Origin of the sequence: Candidatus Sodalis pierantonius str. SOPE (assembly GCF_000517405.1) — a bacterium.
Classification (GTDB): Bacteria; Pseudomonadota; Gammaproteobacteria; order Enterobacterales; family Enterobacteriaceae; genus Sodalis_C; species Sodalis_C pierantonii.
Genome location: NZ_CP006568.1, coordinates 3,102,167 through 3,118,019 on the forward strand (window position 1 = coordinate 3,102,167; position 15,853 = coordinate 3,118,019).

The window sequence follows — 15,853 nt, forward strand, 5'->3', positions numbered from 1 at the left end:
TAGCGAAGCCACCCGTTACCAGGCTCGGGCGCTAGTGTTTGCGCCCGTAGTCGATCGGGGGTCAGTTAACGCATTGCCGGTCGTTTTCCCAAATCACGGGTCCTTTCCAAATCGACACATCTCCTTTTATGAGAAGTAATTCGCCATGGCGCTTCACTATCCGATCTTTTATCAACCTGTCTGCTTCGACATCCTGGTTTAAATAGTAAAACACCTCCCCCGTGGCGCAGAACCAACTTGGGCGCGACAGCCAATGTCGAGGAACAAAGTTGTCGCCATTCATGGCAAATTCACCGGCGTTTACCCGATTATCAATCGCATTCAGCGGTAATATCCCCCAAAAGTCTGCGCTGTAAATTTGATAGATATTATTCTGCCACATCAACGTCAGAATTTCGCGATTGAAATCGCGATTGCGATGGAACGTGATATGAATGCTGAGACTAAGGTGTTTATTGCTGACTACGGGATACCAGCACGATGTCAAGAGAGCCACGATGATGGTTATGATCGCCAGCGTGCTTTTGGTTCTTCTGATAATGCGGGATAATTGTTCATAAAGCCAAAGGAATAACGTTATTTTGAGCAGCGACATAGCCCATTGCACGTGGCGGGGTGAGTCAGGATTCAGACTTGCCACCGCGAATAAACCGATTACAATACCTATCGCTTCGAGGATAAAGAAAAAGTCGAGCAAGCTAGGCTCATTATCATTAACGGCGGCTAGCTTTTCCCTCACTCTTTCCGTAGCCCTTACGATGCCATAAATAAATGCGGCCACGTAACAGAGTAGTATTCTGATGCTTACGATATAAAGCGGCTTTGTTGAATAAATCGAACTTTTAGGTGACTGGCGGCTCTGATCACTACATTCGTTTCAACATCAGGTCCCCATGGCAAAGCAAAAGTTTAAAATTACCAACTGGCCCGCATATAACAATGCGCTCAGGCAGCGGGGGGACCTGACAGTATGGCTTGATGAGTCAGCCATTGCTGCATGGACTGAGAGTACACCACCTGAACATCGTGGCCGGCCGCTTCACTACACCGATATGGCCATTACCACGGTTCTGATGATAAAGCGCGTGTTTAACCTTTCGCTCCGGGCGTTACAGGATTTCGTTGACTCGATTTTTAAACTGATGGGGCTGTCGCTGCGCTGCCCAGATTACTCTCTGGTCAGCCGGCGAGCAAAAACCGTCGACATCAGCATAAAAACGCCAACCCGCGGCGAAATCTCACACCTGGTCATCGATGGCACCGGCCTGAAAGTCTTCGGCGAAGGCGAATGGAAAGTCAGGCAGCATGGGGCTGAGAGGCGCAGAGTATGGCGCAAGCTTCATCTGGCAGTAGATAGCGTGACACATGAAATTATCTGTGCCGATTTATCGCTAAGCGGTACGACAGATGCGCAGGCGCTGCCCGGGCTGATTAACCAAACCCACCGGAAAATCAGGGAAGCGTCGGCTGACAGTGCTTACGATACGCGTTACTGTCATGATGCTCTGCTGAGGAAAAAAATAAAGCCGCTTATCCCACCGCGAAGTGGTGCGCAATATTGGCCAGCTCGATACCATGAGCGTAACCATGCGGTGGCAAATCAGCATCTGAGCGGCAATAACGATACCTGGAAAAATAAAGTAGGTTATCACCGGCGTTCACTGGCTGAAACGGCCATGTTCCGGTTTAAAACACTTCTGGGTGGTCATCTGAGTCTGCATGACTATGAGGCTTTGTTGAATAAATCGAACTTTTAGGTGACTGGCGGCTCTGATCACTACATTCGTTTCAACATCAGGTCCCCATGGCAAAGCAAAAGTTTAAAATCACCAACTGGCCCGCATATAACAATGCGCTCAGGCAGCGGGGGGACCTGACAGTATGGCTTGATGAGTCAGCCATTGCTGCATGGACTGAGAGTACACCACCTGAACATCGTGGCCGGCCGCTTCACTACACCGATATGGCCATTACCACGGTTCTGATGATAAAGCGCGTGTTTAACCTTTCGCTCCGGGCGTTACAGGGTTTCGTTGACTCGATTTTTAAACTGATGGGGCTGTCGCTGCGCTGCCCAGATTACTCTCTGGTCAGCCGGCGAGCAAAAACCGTCGACATCAGCATAAAAACGCCAACCCGCGGCGAAATCTCACACCTGGTCATCGATGGCACCGGCCTGAAAATCTTCGGCGAAGGCGAATGGAAAGTCAGGCAGCATGGGGCTGAGAGGCGCAGAGTATGGCGCAAGCTTCATCTGGCAGTAGATAGCGCGACACATGAAATTATCTGTGCCGATTTATCGCTAAGCGGTACGACAGATGCGCAGGCGCTGCCCGGGCTGATTAACCAAACCCACCGGAAAATCAGGGAAGCGTCGGCTGACAGTGCTTACGATACGCGTTACTGTCATGATGCTCTGCTGAGGAAAAAAATAAAGCCGCTTATCCCACCGTGAAGTGGTGCGCAATATTGGCCAGCTCGATACCATGAGCGTAACCATGCGGTGGCAAATCAGCATCTGAGCGGACCCTGTACACGATTCTGTGTAAATGCCTTTTCTCAGAAGTGACCGTCCAGGCGGTCACCGAACTCGATAATAAAGCGGCTCATTGCCATGCGCCAGTCCCTCAAAGGCATTGTCCATTTCTGTGAGGCCGCCTGTATCGCCAGCCACACCACCTTTTTCACTGCGTCGTCGGTCGGGAACACCTTGCGCTTTTTGATGGCATGCCGGATCACGCTGTTTAACGACTCGATGGCGTTGGTCGTGTAGATCACCTTGCGGATGTCCGTTGGGTAGGCAAAGAACGTGGCCAGATTGGCCCAGTTTGCCTGCCAGCTTCGACTTATTTGCGGGTAGCGGATGTCTCCCAGGCACTGGAGAACGCTTCCAGCGCCTGCAAGCCAGCTTCTTCCGTAGGGGCCTGATAGATAACGGCCTTGTAGTCCTTCCAGGAGACGAACCGCAGGCTGTTGCGCACCATATGCACGATACACAGCTGGAGCCGCGCCTCCGGATACACCGCGTTAATAGCGTCAGGGAAACCTTTCAGCCCGTCTACGCAGGCGATAAGGATATCGTTCAGGCCGCGGTTTTTCAGCTCTATCAGCACGTTCAGCCAGAACTTTGCGCCTTCATTTTCGGCCAGCCACATACCTAGCAACTCTTTCTGGCCTTCGATGTTGATGTCCAGCGCCAGGAACACAGATTTGTTGATGATGCGGCTGTCCTGCCGGACTTTTAGAACGATAAAGTCAAGATAAACAATGGGATAGACTGCATCCAGAGGCCGGTTTTGCCATTCGACAACCTGCTCCATGACCGCATCGGTGACCTTTGAGACCAGCGCCGGCGATCTCGCGGGTGGTCATCCCTTTGGCGTACAACGATAAAATCTGGTTATCCATCCCGGTAATCCGGGTCTGGTTTTTCTTCACCAGTTGCGGTTCAAAGGAACCGTCACGATCGCGCGGAGTACGCAGCGCCAGCGGGCCATCGCCAGGGTAACGGTTTTTGTGGAATAGCCGTTGCGGGCGTTGGTCCCCGGTTTAGGCTGATTTTTATCGTAGCCGAGGTGATGGGTCATTTCGGCATTGAGAGCTGCTTCGACGCTGATTTTTTTCAGCAGCCGATCGAAGTGACTGAGATCTTCAGGGGTTTTGAGATTTTTGGCCAGTTCGTTAGCCAGAGCCTGCAACTGTTTTTCGTCCATAAATTAACCTGTTTTTGATGTTGGATTGAACATATCAAAATCAGGCAAATACACAAATTCTAAACAGGCTCTCTGAGCGGCAATAACGATACCTGGAAAAAGAAAGTAGGTTATCACCGGCGTTCACTGGCTGAAACGGCCATGTTCCGGTTTAAAACACTTCTGGGTGGTCATCTGAGTCTGCATGACTATGACGCGCAGGTAGGTAAGGCTATGGCAATGGTCAAAGCGCTTAACCGGATCACGCTGTTAGGAATACCAAACAGCGTCCGCATCATGTAACAATCGCCCTGATAGGGAGGAAGTCGTCACAAATTTCGGATTTATTCAACAAAGCGTTTATCCCCCTGAAACCCCTGTTTTCCCGCTTGTTAAAAATGTCACCCACTCTTCTCAAGTTTGACAATGAGAAACCATTATAATTAATTTAATCTGTAAATACACACAAAATTTGCACGACCTTTACTATTGCATTAATAATTGTTAATAATATGATTTCCATACTTTTATTTAACTTTCCTGTTGTAAATGAGAACACGTATATATATCGTTTCGTTCAAGTGAGTCGCACCACCCACCTCCTTCCTAGACCGGACGGTACCGACAGCCCCCCCCTGACCACGGGGGGTTATGGCACCCGCGGATTCACCGCGCAAACCGCGCTTTATAGCGAATACGGTTGCTCGGGAACGCGTTTGGGGTGAGCTTTGTGGGGGGGATTGTTTGAGGGTTAATGCTTCTTAAAAGATGAACTAAGACGCACCGGCAGGCGGGGGCAAGTCTGGCGCACAAACACGGTGAGCGGTAAGAAAAGGGCGGGCCGTCCCGCCTAGATAAGACATCTACTTGCCGATCCTCACGCTGACGGCGGGCCTGTTAACCCGCGTCGGGGAAGATAAGGGCCGCAGAGAGCGACTATCTCAGCCAAAACGCCACTCGGTCTTTCACCGGCGCGACAGGGCGGTAAGCCGCTAAGCAGGGCGCGGCAAAACCGTTAGACGTAAGCCTAGAGACAGCAATGTCGATTAGCGGCGTCAGCGTCCGAAAACGTCGCGGCAACGCGTCTAGCAGGGGAAAAGGTCATAATCCCCGCTCTCAGGGACAGCCTTCGCTGCGCCCGCACGCCCTTTGTTCAGACTTTCGACAGCAGTTGCGTTGGCCCTACTTAGCAGTTGCGTTGGCCCTACTTGCCAGCACAGCTTGCCGCTGCCGCTGACGGCGTCCAGATCCACGCCCGCCACGGCGGAAGTGGCGAACATCGGCGGCTGCTCCTCGGGGCATAAATCCACCACCAGATATCCCACCAACGGCAAATGGGAGATGACCAGCACCCGGTTCAGCCCTTCATTCGCCAGCGCCTGCAAATAGCAGCATACCAGTCCGGCATCCCCGCCCGGCGTCAGCTCCGGCAACACTTCATGTCCGTCCGGCAACACCAGATATGCCTGCAGGGTATCGAGCGTCTGCCTAGCGCGCAAATAGGGACTGACCAACACCCGATCGATATCCGCCACTTGGCCGCTAAGCCAGCGCGCCATCAGGCCGGATTCGTCACGGCCCCGATCGGTCAGGGGTCTTTCCGCATCGCTGGCGGCCTCGGAAACAGCATCGCCATGCCGCATAATTAGAACTTGCATAATGCACCGTTGTTGTTGGGGAAAAACGCGTCCGGTCGGCTGGATAATAACCCACAGCCTGCCACTGACGCACGGGTCGTGCCGCCATCCACCCGCGGTGGCGGTATAACGACCGTGCCAGATGAGCAGTCTCATCTGACCAAAACGCTGTTTTTTTTACATCAACTCCACCCCGGGAGTCAATATCACGCGCAGGGTCATTCGCAGCGAGCAGCGATTTCGGGGTGAAAACGCGCCGCGCCTTTACGATGACTATCAGGCTATGACAACACTTTAGCCGAATGGTGCATAAACACCGTGGGAATATTCTCAACACGGAACAAAAACGGTTCCCCGCCGCGCCGTAAGGGTTCAGCAGCGGGGGTCGACAATGGCGTTAACGCAGACCCAGTTGGAAAATCAGCGTTTCCGCCTGACAGCAAAAAGTAAAATCCGCGTCCAGCACGAAACCGTCGTCCTGCGGTTCAATCCTGGCATCGATTTGGCAAGGATCGGATTCCACCGCGCGGGCTTTTTCCGTCAGCGTGGCCAACATCGATTCCGCCTGCTGGCGAACCGCAAACTCGCGGCTAAAGCTCACCTTGCAATCTTCATTATCAATGATGGTGCCAACGTCAACACAGCAGCAGGCTGCCGTTTCATTTGCGCTGCATTTGTTCAGTGAATTAGCCATTGTGTTCTCCTTGCCGAGCGATCCGGGGTGGCGCTAGTCATCAATCTTACTCATTATAGGGAATAATTATACGCCCCTTGCGCCGGCGTTAACAGCCGATCCGGCGGACAATAGGACCGTCAAAGACGCGTTTTTATCGCCCGAGGTAAACGGAAATCGCTCGCTATTTCCAGCGCGTTACCGATGTAGCGAGAGCGTAAACGGAACGTCATACCGTGTGCGACGGCGCTAACATCACCGCCCCCGGCGGGTCGTCACCCCGTCAGTCGCCCCTGCCCCCGCTCACGCGCCCTCCCCGACCGGCGCGCGGTCCCCTCTGCCGTCCGGGCGTTAGCCCATCGACCACAGGGGGCAGCTCCGTTTATTGGGCATCTATCGAGTTAAGATCACCTTGGATCGCGGCGGCGTTCGGGTTTTCCTGCGGCGTCAACACGCCGTCGCTGGCCAGGAAATCATGGCGCTGGAAATAGGCGGCGCGTACCATGGCGTAAGGATCCTGCGAATTGCGCAGCAGGCCGTCCGAATCCAGCAGTTGGGCGCGGGTTTCCAGGCCTTCCAACGCCCATTTGCCGGCGGACATCCACCAGGTTAGGTAGCTCAACAGCGGGTAGAGATCATCCACCAGCCCGCCGACGTCCTCACGGGGCGTGAAACTGCCGTAGCCGGGCAACTGCACATACGGGCCGTAACCGACGCCATAATGACCCAGCGTACTGCCGAAGCGCCGAGGCTCCTCTTTGGCCAGTTTTGGGTTCGCCATAGAGGCCACATCAATTAAGCCCCCCATGCCAAGCAGGGTATTAAGGAAAAAGCGGTTGAAATGCACCATCGCTTTGTAGGGCTTGCCCTCGACAAAGTAGTTGACCATGGTGGCGGGCTCTTCCAGGTTGGTGAAAAAATTGCTCAACCCGTCACGCGCCGGCTTCGGCACATAATCCCGCCAGGCCACCGCCGCCGGGCGCACCACGTAGGGATCCAGCACGTTATAGTTGAAATTAAACATGCTGCGGTTGAAACCCTCCAGAGGATCCGACCGGCCTTGGTCGTCCTGATTTTGATGAGTAGCGCACCCCAGAAGCAGGACGCTGGCAAACGCCACACCTGACAGGCGGAAATTCATTATAAAACTCCGTTGTATTTTCTTATGCCATCGCTAGGGAAGCTGCTGGTCTATCTCAACCGCTACCCGGCCGTTACCGTTAAATGGCTGCCTCGTACTTTCGCCGAACCAGTCACCGCGTTGCGGTTGTGCGGTGCCGTCGCGCGCCAGTCGGACCCGTACTTTTACCTGCCGCTGGGCGGAAAGCAAACGTTCGGGGATCATGGCATTGCTATCGTCGAGCGATAACGATAACGGAAAGCGACTCATCGGCAAAGGTTTTACCGCTACAGGTATTGGACTTTGTCCATCGCTGACGGAAATAAATAGCGTCCCGCTGGGGGGTAACGCGGCCGCGGCGGCCGGCGATAGGGTAACGACAACCGTCAAAGCGCCCTGCTCCAACCCGCCTTGCGCCTTTACCTGCTCGATATGCTGCCGGAGGGCGTCAGCGCGGGGGTCGGCGGCGGGCAGGCGCGCCAGTACCTCGCGCCACAGCGCGATCGCTTGGGCATCATGGTCTTGCTGATATTCATTCAGCGCCAGTAAATCCAGCGCCTGTAGGTTATGCGGTTGTTTAGCGATAATCTCACGCAGCAGCCGATTGCCCGCGCCGTTGTCCCCCGGATCAGCGAAACGGGTCAACACCGAGGCGTAATCCAGCGCGATGGCATCATCCTCCGGCGCCAGGACTTAGCGAACGCCTGGGTCGCCATATCGGCGTTATTGAGCACCACGCCGAGACGGCCGAGGATCAGCCAGTTTTGCTTGTCCGCCGGATGCTGCTGCAGCTCGGCGCGCAGACCGACGGCGAAACGGCTAAGCGCCTCGGCACTTAACGGTTGCCCTTGGGTAGTTAAGACCCGCGCACGCAGCGCCGGAAATTCGTTAACCGCCTGCCACCAGCGTAGTACCTGACTCGCACCGCCGGTCAGGCCATACAGCCCCAGCGCCAGCAGCAGTACCACCCCCGAGATAAGCATCCAGCGCGGCAGCGGGGACCGCGCCGGCGCCGCCGGAATATCCGTTAGCAGCGCACGCTGCAAATCCTCAATGTGCCGCGCCCGTTCGCTCACCACCCCCTCGCGCTCGTCGTGAGCCAGCTCGTGGAGCCGGCGCTGATAGAAGCGCTTGTTGAGTTGATCACGGCTAACGGTTTCGGTTTCACCGCGATAGCGCAGCGCCGGTAGCACGAAAAGCGCGCAGGCCAGAAGAAGGGAAGCTATCATGGCGCATCCCTATCGGCAGGCGGAATTAATCGCGCCAAACGCTGCTGTTGCGCCGACGACAGCGCGCTGATGGCGGGCTTGCGGCGGGCGGTCGAAGCGATGACTATCGTCGCCCCTCCCGCCACAAACAGCAACGGCACCAGCCACAGCAAGAGCGTAAGCGGATTTAGCGGCGGCGTATAGGTGACGAAACGGCCGTAGCGCGCCACCATATAATCGATGATTTGTTGCTTACTCTGGCCTTGCAGCATCAAGTGATAAACTTTATCGCGCATATCGCCGGCGATGACGGCATTTGAATCGGCGATGCTGGTATTCTGGCATTTCGGACAGCGTAATTCGCCTATCAACTCGCGGTACTGCTGTTCTTGCGCCACGCTGCTGAATTGATGAATATCAACGGCCGCCGCAGCGTAAGCGCTCAGCAGCAGGCCGCCCAACAACGCCAATATCGCTGCGCGCATCATTCTTTCCCCCCGCCATACTGGCGATAGAGCGGCGTAACCTCCTGCCGCCAAACCCGGTCGTTCATATCGCCGGCGTAACGATAGCGCACAATCCCCTGCCCATCGATAAGAAAGGTTTCTGGCGCGCCATACACCCCAAGATCCAAACCAAGCATTCCGTCGCCGTCGATCACGTTCAGGGTGTAGGGGTTGCCGAGCGTGTTCAGCCAGGCCAATGCCTGCGGGCGACTGTCTTTGTAATTGATGCCGAGGATCCTCACGCCCCGCGCGGCGAGGCCGTTAAGGAATTGATGCTCGGCGCGACAGGTGGGACACCAGGTGGCCCAGACATTAAGCAGCCAGGGTCGCCCGTCGCGCAGCAGCGCTTGATCGTAGGTTTTACTCGGGTTTGCCAAAGACGCCAGGGTCATGGCCAGTAACGGTTTTCCTATCAACGCCGACTCCAGGCGCGTGGGATCGTCGCCGTGGGCGCTGCGCGTCAACTGCACGGTGAAAGCGAGCGACAACAGCAAAAACAGCGCTAAAGGCACAAACAGCAGCTTGCGGCTCATACGGGCGCCCCGCTTCCCGTCAGACGGGCCTTTTTACCCGCCCGATAGCGCGGGTCCAACAAACAGCAAATACCGCCGGCGACCATAAATAATCCGCCCAGCCAAATCCAGCGCACGAACGGCTTGTAATAGAGGCGCACGGCCCAGGCGCCGCCGTCAAGCTCCTCGCCCAACGCCGCATACAGATCGCGGGTGATGCCGCCGCTTATCGCCGCTTCGGTCATCACGGCGCGCGCGACGGTATAAAAACGTTTCTCTGCCTGTAGCGTCCCTTCCGGCCGACCGCGGCGGCTGACGTCAATGACCGCCGCGGCACCGGTATAATTCGGCCCGCGCAGCGTCTCCAACCGGCGGAAAATGAACTGATAATCGCGGATAGTCGCGCTGTCGCCCGGGACGCATGCGCACATCGCGCTCCACGCTGTAATTCTGGCTGAAGGCGATGCCGATTACCGTCACCGCCACGCCCAGATGGCCGTGCACCATGCCCCAATGGCTGCGGGTCAAATGCGTGAGACCGCGCCAGAAACCGTGCCGATGGGTGGCGCGCTCGTGCAGCTCCAGCAGCGTCAGGATAATCACCCACAGCGACATCATCAGTCCCACCACCATCATACCGCGGATATCGTCCTCCAGCGCCCAAGGCAGCAGGATGGACAATATCAGGGTCGCAACCATCGCCAGCAGCAGACATTTAAGCAGCTTTCGCGCCTCATCGCGCCGCCAGCGAACCAGCGGGCCAATCCCGAGCAGCAGCGCCATCGGCGCCATAAGCCAGGTAAACAACCTGTTGAAAAAGGGTTCGCCGATAGAAATGCTGCCCATGCCCAGCTCTTTATGCACCAGCGGCAGCAGCGTGCCGAGCAGCACCACCAGCATGGCGGCCATCAGCAGAATATTATTGCCCAGCAAGAAGGTCTCGCGTGAAAACACGTCATTTTGCGCGCGGCTGCGAACCTGCCCCCCTTTAATGGCGTACAGCAGCAGTGAACCGCCGATGACCAACACCAAAAAGGCCAGAATAACCATCCCGCGCGCCGGGTCCGACGCGAAAGCATGCACTGAGACCAACACCCCGGATCGCACCAGGAACGTCCCCAGTAAGCATTAAAGAGAAGGCGGCGATGGCCAGCAGTACCGTCCAGGCTTTAAACGTCCCGCGCTTTTCAGTGACCGCCAGCGAGTGCAACAGGGCGGTACCGGTCAACCAGGGCATCAATGAGGCATTCTCCACCGGATCCCAAAACCACCAGCCGCCCTAGCCGAGTTCATAATAGGCCCAGGCGGAGCCGAGTACGATGCCGATGGTGAGGAAAATCCATGCCGCCAGCGTCCAGGGGCGCGACCAGCGCGCCCAGGCCGTGTCTAAACGGCCGGCAATCAATGACGCGATGGCAAAGGCAAACGCCACTGAAAACCCCACATAGCCCATATAGAGTAAAGGCGGATGGAAAATCAGACCGATGTCCTGCAATACGGGATTAAGATCGTGCCCATCAATGGGAAAATCCGGCAGCGTACGGCGAAACGGGTTAGAAGTCAGCAGAATAAAAGGCGAGAAAACCGCAGGCGATCATCCCCATTACCGCCAGCACCCACGCAACGGCTTCCGCCGGCATGTTGCGGCTAAACCGCGCCACCGCCAGCATCCAGACGCTCAGCAATAGCACCCACAACAGTAGCGAACCCTCATGCGCGCCCCAGGTGGCGGCGATACGGTAGTAAATGGGCAGGCTGCTGTTCGAGTTGTTCACCACATAGGCGACGGTAAAATTGTTAACGATAAACGCATGAACCAGACAGACAAAGGCGCCGGCGAGGGAGAGAAACACGCCGTAGGTCAAAGGCCGCGCAACCGCCATCATGCGCGCATCCTGTCGGTTGGCGCCCCACAGGGGATAAATGCTTAGCAGCAGCGCCAGGCCGGTGCCGAGGCACAGGAGAAAATTGCCGAGTTCCGGGATCATGGCTGCTCCCCGCTCTTCGCCGGCGGTCGACGGGCCGGGGACATGGCGCTGGCCACTTCCGGCGGGGTATATTTTTCATCATGTTTCGCCAGCACTTCCCGGGCCTCCCCCCTATTCCCCGGCGCCAGGATGCCTTGCGCCACTACCCCCTGCCCTTCACGAAATAGATCGGGCAAAATACCGACATAGCTGACCGCAACGGCGCCGGCGGCATCATAAATTTTGAAGGTCACCTGCAAGGTTTGCGGATCGCGTTTTACGCTGCCGGGCATGACCATACCGCCGATGCGCAAGCGCTGGCCGACGTGAGGTAACTGGTGATCTTCCCCTTTACCGCCGAGAATTTCGCTTGGCGTATAAAACAGATCAATATTAGCGCGCCGCGCGTACAGCGTAAGAGCCAGCGTCACCGCCGCCCCGAAAACGACCACCATCGCCAGATAGAGACGGCTTTTACGACGCGGGTTCACTGAACTTTCTCCGGAGGGATCGCCGGCGTAGCGCGCAGGGCGCCCTGTCGCATCCGTTCGGCGCGCGCCTGCTGCCGACGAATGGCGCGCAGCAGGCGCGCCACGAGGGTATGTCCCAGCAACGCCGCCAGCGATAGCAGCGTGACGGCGACCGCTAGCCAAACGTAAAAGGCGTAGCCGCCCATCACCAGAAAGGCCGGCCAGGAAGAAAATGCCGCGTTCATCGCCTACGCTCCTTATGCGCCAGCGCGATAGCCCAAGGACGTTTACGCTCCTGGAATAAAATCAGCGTGCGTAAACGCATCAGCGTCACGGTAATGAACAGCAACAGATAACCGACAATGGCCCAACGCAGCGGCGTACGCATGCTGGGATCAATGGTTTGCTGCATGTCGGTGGAGCCCTGATGCAGGGTATTCCACCACTGCACCGAAAAATGAATGATGGGAATATTGACGACCCCGACCAGGATCAGGATGCCGGCGATACGGCGATCGTCGAAGGCGTGATACAACGCCATCACGCCCAAATACAAAAACAGCAGCACCAACTCCGAGGTAAGGCGCGCATCCCATACCCACCAGGCGCCCCACATGGGTTTGCCCCAGGCGGATCCCGTTACCAGCGCGATAAAGGTAAACACCGCCCCCATCGCCGCCACCGCCAAATCAGCCATTTTCATTTGCCATACCAGACCGATAAAGGCGGCTATCGCCATAGCGACATATATGCCCATCGATCCCATCGCGGCCGGCACGTGCAAATACATAATACGCACGCTGTCACCCTGCTGATAATCTGGCGGCGCAAAGCCAAAGCCCCAGACCCAGCCAAGCAGCAACGTGATAGCCGCGGCAAGGGCAAGCCCGGGCAGACACCACCCGCAAATTTGGTATAGCCGTTCCGGTTTGGCCCACTGATGAAGCACTTTCCACATGATAGTTATTGCTCACAATTAACAAGGCAAACCCCTTGTCCGGGGTATCGGCATAACAAGGTGACTTGCAAGGTCCGCCGGCCATCACGGCGCGCCGAACCGCAACGCCGCGGCGGTAGCGAACGGCGCCAGGGTTACGCTGCCGGCAAGCAACGCGCCCAGCACCGCCAGATAGCCGTCCACGGGCAACCCTGACGCGGCATTGTCCACGGCGGCGGTCGCAAAAATCAGCACCGGGATAAACAGCAGCAGCAGCAGTAAACTGAGCAACATACCGCCGCGGCGCGCGCCCAGCGTTAACGCCACCCCTATCGCGCCGAGCAAACTCAGCGTCGGTGTCCCCAAGAGCAGCAACAGCGCCAGGTAGCCAGATCAAGCGACAACAACAGCGCCGCCAGCGGAGACATCAACAACAGAGGCAGGCCGGTGACCAGCCAATGGGCACAGACTTTACCCAGTACCGTAAGCGGCAACGGCGCCGGCAATAACAGCAATTGATCCAGCGAGCCGTCCTGCGCATCATCGCGGAACAACCGTTCAAGGGAGAGCAGGCAGGCCAATAGCGCCGCCACCCAAATGACGCCCGGCGCGATACGTTTGAGCAACACCGGCTCCGGCCCAATTCCCAAAGGAAATAGCGTAATGACAATAAGAAAGAACCACAGCGGATTCGCCAGCTCATTGCCATGGCGCCACGCCAGCCGCAGCTCACGGCGCAACACTAACCAGAACATGACGCCGTCTCCGCCGTGTCCAACGCAATCTTACGCACCCGGCTCGCCGAGAGCGGCAACGGTTGATGGGTGGTCAGAATCACCATGCCGCCCGTGGCGCAATGCTGCTCAAACTGCCTGGTCAACGCCTTGGCTCCCTGAAGGTCGAGCGCCGTGAGCGGCTCATCCAGGATCCAAAGCGTCGCCGGCGTCAACCACAGCCTAGCCAAGGCGATACGCCGCTGCTGCCCCGCCGACAACCCCGCCGCGCGCACATCTTCATATCCCAACAACCCAACCTGCTCAAGCGCCCGCCCGATGTCGGCGTCATGTCGCGCTCCATTGATGCCTTGATAAAATAGCAGATTTTCCCACGGCGTCAGGGCGGCCTTAATGCCCGCCTGATGGCCGATATAAAGCAGCTCGCGATAATAGTCGCTCCGACACTGACGCAGCGGGCGCTGGCGCCAGCGGATCTCGCCGTCATCCAGCGGCGCCAGACCGGCCAGGATCCGCAGCAGTGACGTTTTGCCGGCACCGTTCGCGCCCTCTATTTGCACCCAATGACCGGGACCAATCTCATCGTTCAATCCGCTAAATAAGGGGCGATCATCGCGGACACAGGCCAGATTGTGGATTGCCAGCATCAGAAATTAAACTCTTTATTAACAATGGCCCGCATCATAACACGGAGCGCCACAGGAAAAAGGCCGTCGCCGACGCTACCGCCGGCCTATTACCGAAAGCCTGTATTAGATCAATAAAACACATGAAAAACCAGTAACGTTAAAATTTTGTTACTCATTAACCCCAAATTATAGCGGGACATATTTTTTTCGACGCCCTCGCCGCACGTACGCGACTGATTGCGCCCTAGCCGCTACGCTTATGAGGTTTGCTATCCTCGCCGCTGCTAAAGAGACCAATCTATGCACCAGAAACACGAAAAAAACCCTGTGGTCCTTCAGCAAAATGACAATAGCCCGCGTCGGGACGACGAGCTTTCCCACGCCGGCAGCAAAGACCATGAAGTCGAAAGCCAGGAGAATGAAGAAGGAACCGATATTGAGGTGGAGGAGGAGAACCTCCCTTCCCCCGCCGCCGCGGTACATGAAGAGATCCGCCAGGAAGGAGAGAAAGAGCTGGAACGTGACAGTCTGGCATTAGGGTGGTCCGCCCTGGAGGCCGGCCTGTCGATGGGCGCCTCGCTAATGGCAAAAGGCATTTTTCACGCGCGGCTCCCTGAAGGCGCAATCGGTTTTTTTGTCGAAAATCTGGGCTACACCATTGGTTTTGTGATTGTTATTATGGCGCGCCAGCAGCTGTTCACGGAGAACACCTTGACCGCCGTGCTGCCGTTTATGCACAAACCGACCCGCCATAATTTTGCTATTCTGATGCGGCTTTGGGGCGTGGTGCTGGTAGGCAACCTGATTGGCACGGCGTTGATGGCTTTCGCCTTTATCCACCTGCCGGTGTTTGACAGCGCTACGCGCGCGGCTTTTGTCACGCTCTCCCAAAAGGTGATGGCCAACACCCCAGGGGAGATGTTTTGCAACGCCATTATCTCCGGCTGGATCATCGCATCGCTGGTCTGGATGATGCCCTCGGCAAAACACAATAAGTTACTCATCATTATCCTGATGACCTACTTAATGGGCATCGGCAATTTGACCCATATCGTGGTGGGATCGGTCGAAATCCTGTATCTGGTCTTCAATGGCAATATCCCGTGGTGGCAATTTTTCTATCCGTTCGCGCTGCCCACGCTGGCGGGCAATATCGTTGGTGGTACATTTATTTTCGCGTTGATAAGCCACGCCCAAATACGCAACGACTTGAGCCATCACCGGCGGACATCCGCCGCCAGCGGCAATAAAACAGCCTCCGCCAAGCAAGATTAGCCCCCGGAACCCCTCGGTGCCGCGGCAGGCCCCTCGCGTGACGCCCAAGGCTTGAGTCGCGGTTTTCCCCGCGCCAGCGGGCGTGGATACCGCCGCACGCTTACGGGTTTCTCGCCATGAGGCGGGTAACGCCGCGCTTTGACCAGGAATTGAGCAAACGCGCCGCCGGGTGCTTATTTCCGGGGCCAGATAGGCTATACTGGCCGCCGCTTGACGTGTCTCCGTAGTTAAACGGATATAACAAGCCCCTCCTAAGGGCTAGTTACAGGTTCGATTCCTGTCGGGGACACCATTCTGACCTAAACCCAACTATACCTATCTAGACTTTTTCGTCGCCAGCCGGTCAGCTCTCTATGTTCTAATTAAACTCACTATGTTCTAACTAAACTTACTTAAATTGGAATAACCTTAATCAACATTCATGTAGGGTATCGTATCCTTGGGGGTATCGTAAAATCGTCTCCTCAAGGTACCCGCAAAATGCCGCTGACAG

Annotated in this window: 10 protein-coding genes, 1 tRNA gene and 8 pseudogenes; 5 read left to right on the top strand and 14 right to left on the bottom strand. The window is 56.5% G+C overall.

Going from position 1 to position 15,853, the window contains the following annotated elements:
* Positions 1 to 61: 61 nt before the first annotated feature.
* Positions 62 to 697 (bottom strand): hypothetical protein, encoded by a 636-nt coding sequence (locus SOPEG_RS15570; protein ID WP_025246038.1) that lies wholly within the window; start codon positions 695 to 697, stop codon positions 62 to 64.
* A 196-nt stretch (positions 698 to 893) separates the two neighbouring features.
* Between SOPEG_RS15570 and SOPEG_RS15575 the strand changes: the two are divergent.
* Together SOPEG_RS15575 and SOPEG_RS15580 are read left to right on the top strand one after the other, a co-directional pair.
* A pseudogene (locus SOPEG_RS15575) lies at positions 894 to 1,748 on the top strand (IS5 family transposase); the annotation flags it as partial.
* A 56-nt stretch (positions 1,749 to 1,804) separates the two neighbouring features.
* Positions 1,805 to 2,527, top strand: a pseudogene (locus SOPEG_RS15580) (IS5-like element ISSoEn1 family transposase); the annotation flags it as partial.
* A gap of 32 nt (positions 2,528 to 2,559) precedes the next feature.
* Here SOPEG_RS15580 and SOPEG_RS25050 read toward each other — a convergent pair.
* A pseudogene (locus tag SOPEG_RS25050) lies at positions 2,560 to 3,713 on the bottom strand (IS256 family transposase).
* 72 nt (positions 3,714 to 3,785) lie between these two features.
* On the opposite strand from SOPEG_RS25050, the pseudogene SOPEG_RS27715 reads away from it, so the two are divergent.
* Positions 3,786 to 3,995 (top strand): annotated as a pseudogene (locus SOPEG_RS27715) (IS5/IS1182 family transposase); the annotation flags it as partial.
* A gap of 887 nt (positions 3,996 to 4,882) precedes the next feature.
* Here the strand turns inward: SOPEG_RS27715 and sixA are convergent.
* The 12 genes and pseudogenes from sixA to ccmA form a co-directional block, all read right to left on the bottom strand.
* Positions 4,883 to 5,350: pseudogene (gene sixA / locus SOPEG_RS15605) on the bottom strand (phosphohistidine phosphatase SixA); the annotation flags it as partial.
* 376 nt (positions 5,351 to 5,726) lie between these two features.
* Positions 5,727 to 6,023, bottom strand: a complete 297-nt coding sequence (locus tag SOPEG_RS15610) for a YfcZ/YiiS family protein (protein ID WP_081743028.1) — start codon at positions 6,021 to 6,023, stop codon at positions 5,727 to 5,729.
* 361 nt (positions 6,024 to 6,384) lie between these two features.
* Positions 6,385 to 7,143: a phospholipid-binding lipoprotein MlaA gene (mlaA, locus tag SOPEG_RS15615; protein ID WP_025246045.1), complete on the bottom strand. Its 759-nt coding sequence runs from the start codon at positions 7,141 to 7,143 to the stop codon at positions 6,385 to 6,387.
* 33 nt (positions 7,144 to 7,176) lie between these two features.
* Positions 7,177 to 8,351: pseudogene (gene ccmI / locus SOPEG_RS15620) on the bottom strand (c-type cytochrome biogenesis protein CcmI).
* Complete coding sequence (locus SOPEG_RS15625; protein WP_025246046.1) at positions 8,348 to 8,815, bottom strand: cytochrome c-type biogenesis protein; 468 nt, start codon at positions 8,813 to 8,815, stop codon at positions 8,348 to 8,350. Before SOPEG_RS15625 ends, ccmI begins: the two are co-directional and overlap by 4 nt.
* Positions 8,815 to 9,369 (bottom strand): DsbE family thiol:disulfide interchange protein, encoded by a 555-nt coding sequence (locus tag SOPEG_RS15630; RefSeq protein ID WP_025246047.1) that lies wholly within the window; start codon positions 9,367 to 9,369, stop codon positions 8,815 to 8,817. The genes SOPEG_RS15625 and SOPEG_RS15630 overlap by 1 nt, the downstream gene beginning before the upstream one ends.
* Positions 9,366 to 11,336 (bottom strand): annotated as a pseudogene (locus SOPEG_RS15635) (heme lyase CcmF/NrfE family subunit). Before SOPEG_RS15635 ends, SOPEG_RS15630 begins: the two are co-directional and overlap by 4 nt.
* A complete protein-coding gene (gene ccmE / locus SOPEG_RS15640) occupies positions 11,333 to 11,806 on the bottom strand; it encodes a cytochrome c maturation protein CcmE (RefSeq protein ID WP_025246048.1) in 474 nt (157 codons plus the stop codon). The pseudogene SOPEG_RS15635 and the gene ccmE overlap by 4 nt, the downstream one beginning before the upstream one ends.
* Complete coding sequence (gene ccmD / locus SOPEG_RS15645; protein ID WP_025246049.1) at positions 11,803 to 12,030, bottom strand: heme exporter protein CcmD; 228 nt, start codon at positions 12,028 to 12,030, stop codon at positions 11,803 to 11,805. Before ccmD ends, ccmE begins: the two co-directional genes overlap by 4 nt.
* On the bottom strand, positions 12,027 to 12,743 hold the full coding sequence (locus SOPEG_RS15650) for a heme ABC transporter permease (protein ID WP_025246050.1): 717 nt from the start codon (positions 12,741 to 12,743) through the stop codon (positions 12,027 to 12,029). The genes ccmD and SOPEG_RS15650 overlap by 4 nt, the downstream gene beginning before the upstream one ends.
* 84 nt (positions 12,744 to 12,827) lie before the next feature.
* Positions 12,828 to 13,477: pseudogene (gene ccmB / locus SOPEG_RS15655) on the bottom strand (heme exporter protein CcmB).
* Positions 13,465 to 14,103: a cytochrome c biogenesis heme-transporting ATPase CcmA gene (gene ccmA / locus SOPEG_RS15660; RefSeq protein ID WP_025246051.1), complete on the bottom strand. Its 639-nt coding sequence runs from the start codon at positions 14,101 to 14,103 to the stop codon at positions 13,465 to 13,467. Before ccmA ends, ccmB begins: the two are co-directional and overlap by 13 nt.
* Before the next feature lie 282 nt (positions 14,104 to 14,385).
* Here ccmA and SOPEG_RS15665 point away from each other — a divergent pair, with 282 nt between their 5' ends.
* The gene (locus SOPEG_RS15665) at positions 14,386 to 15,360 is read left to right on the top strand and encodes a formate/nitrite transporter family protein (protein WP_025246052.1); all 975 of its coding nucleotides are present in this window, start codon (positions 14,386 to 14,388) and stop codon (positions 15,358 to 15,360) included.
* 217 nt (positions 15,361 to 15,577) lie between these two features.
* Positions 15,578 to 15,652: transfer RNA gene (locus SOPEG_RS15670), tRNA-Arg, on the top strand.
* Positions 15,653 to 15,853 lie beyond the last annotated feature (201 nt).

Excerpts from the sequence above, each read along its gene's own strand:
- SOPEG_RS15650 (WP_025246050.1), bottom strand. The coding sequence starts at position 12,743 with ATGTGGAAAGTGCTTCATCAGTGGGCCAAACCGGAACGGCTATACCAA.
- SOPEG_RS15665 (WP_025246052.1), top strand. The coding sequence starts at position 14,386 with ATGCACCAGAAACACGAAAAAAACCCTGTGGTCCTTCAGCAAAATGAC.
- SOPEG_RS15625 (WP_025246046.1), bottom strand. The coding sequence starts at position 8,815 with ATGCGCGCAGCGATATTGGCGTTGTTGGGCGGCCTGCTGCTGAGCGCT.
- SOPEG_RS15610 (WP_081743028.1), bottom strand. The coding sequence starts at position 6,023 with ATGGCTAATTCACTGAACAAATGCAGCGCAAATGAAACGGCAGCCTGC.
- mlaA (WP_025246045.1), bottom strand. The coding sequence starts at position 7,143 with ATGAATTTCCGCCTGTCAGGTGTGGCGTTTGCCAGCGTCCTGCTTCTG.
- ccmD (WP_025246049.1), bottom strand. The coding sequence starts at position 12,030 with ATGAACGCGGCATTTTCTTCCTGGCCGGCCTTTCTGGTGATGGGCGGC.
- SOPEG_RS15630 (WP_025246047.1), bottom strand. The coding sequence starts at position 9,369 with ATGAGCCGCAAGCTGCTGTTTGTGCCTTTAGCGCTGTTTTTGCTGTTG.
- ccmA (WP_025246051.1), bottom strand. The coding sequence starts at position 14,103 with ATGCTGGCAATCCACAATCTGGCCTGTGTCCGCGATGATCGCCCCTTA.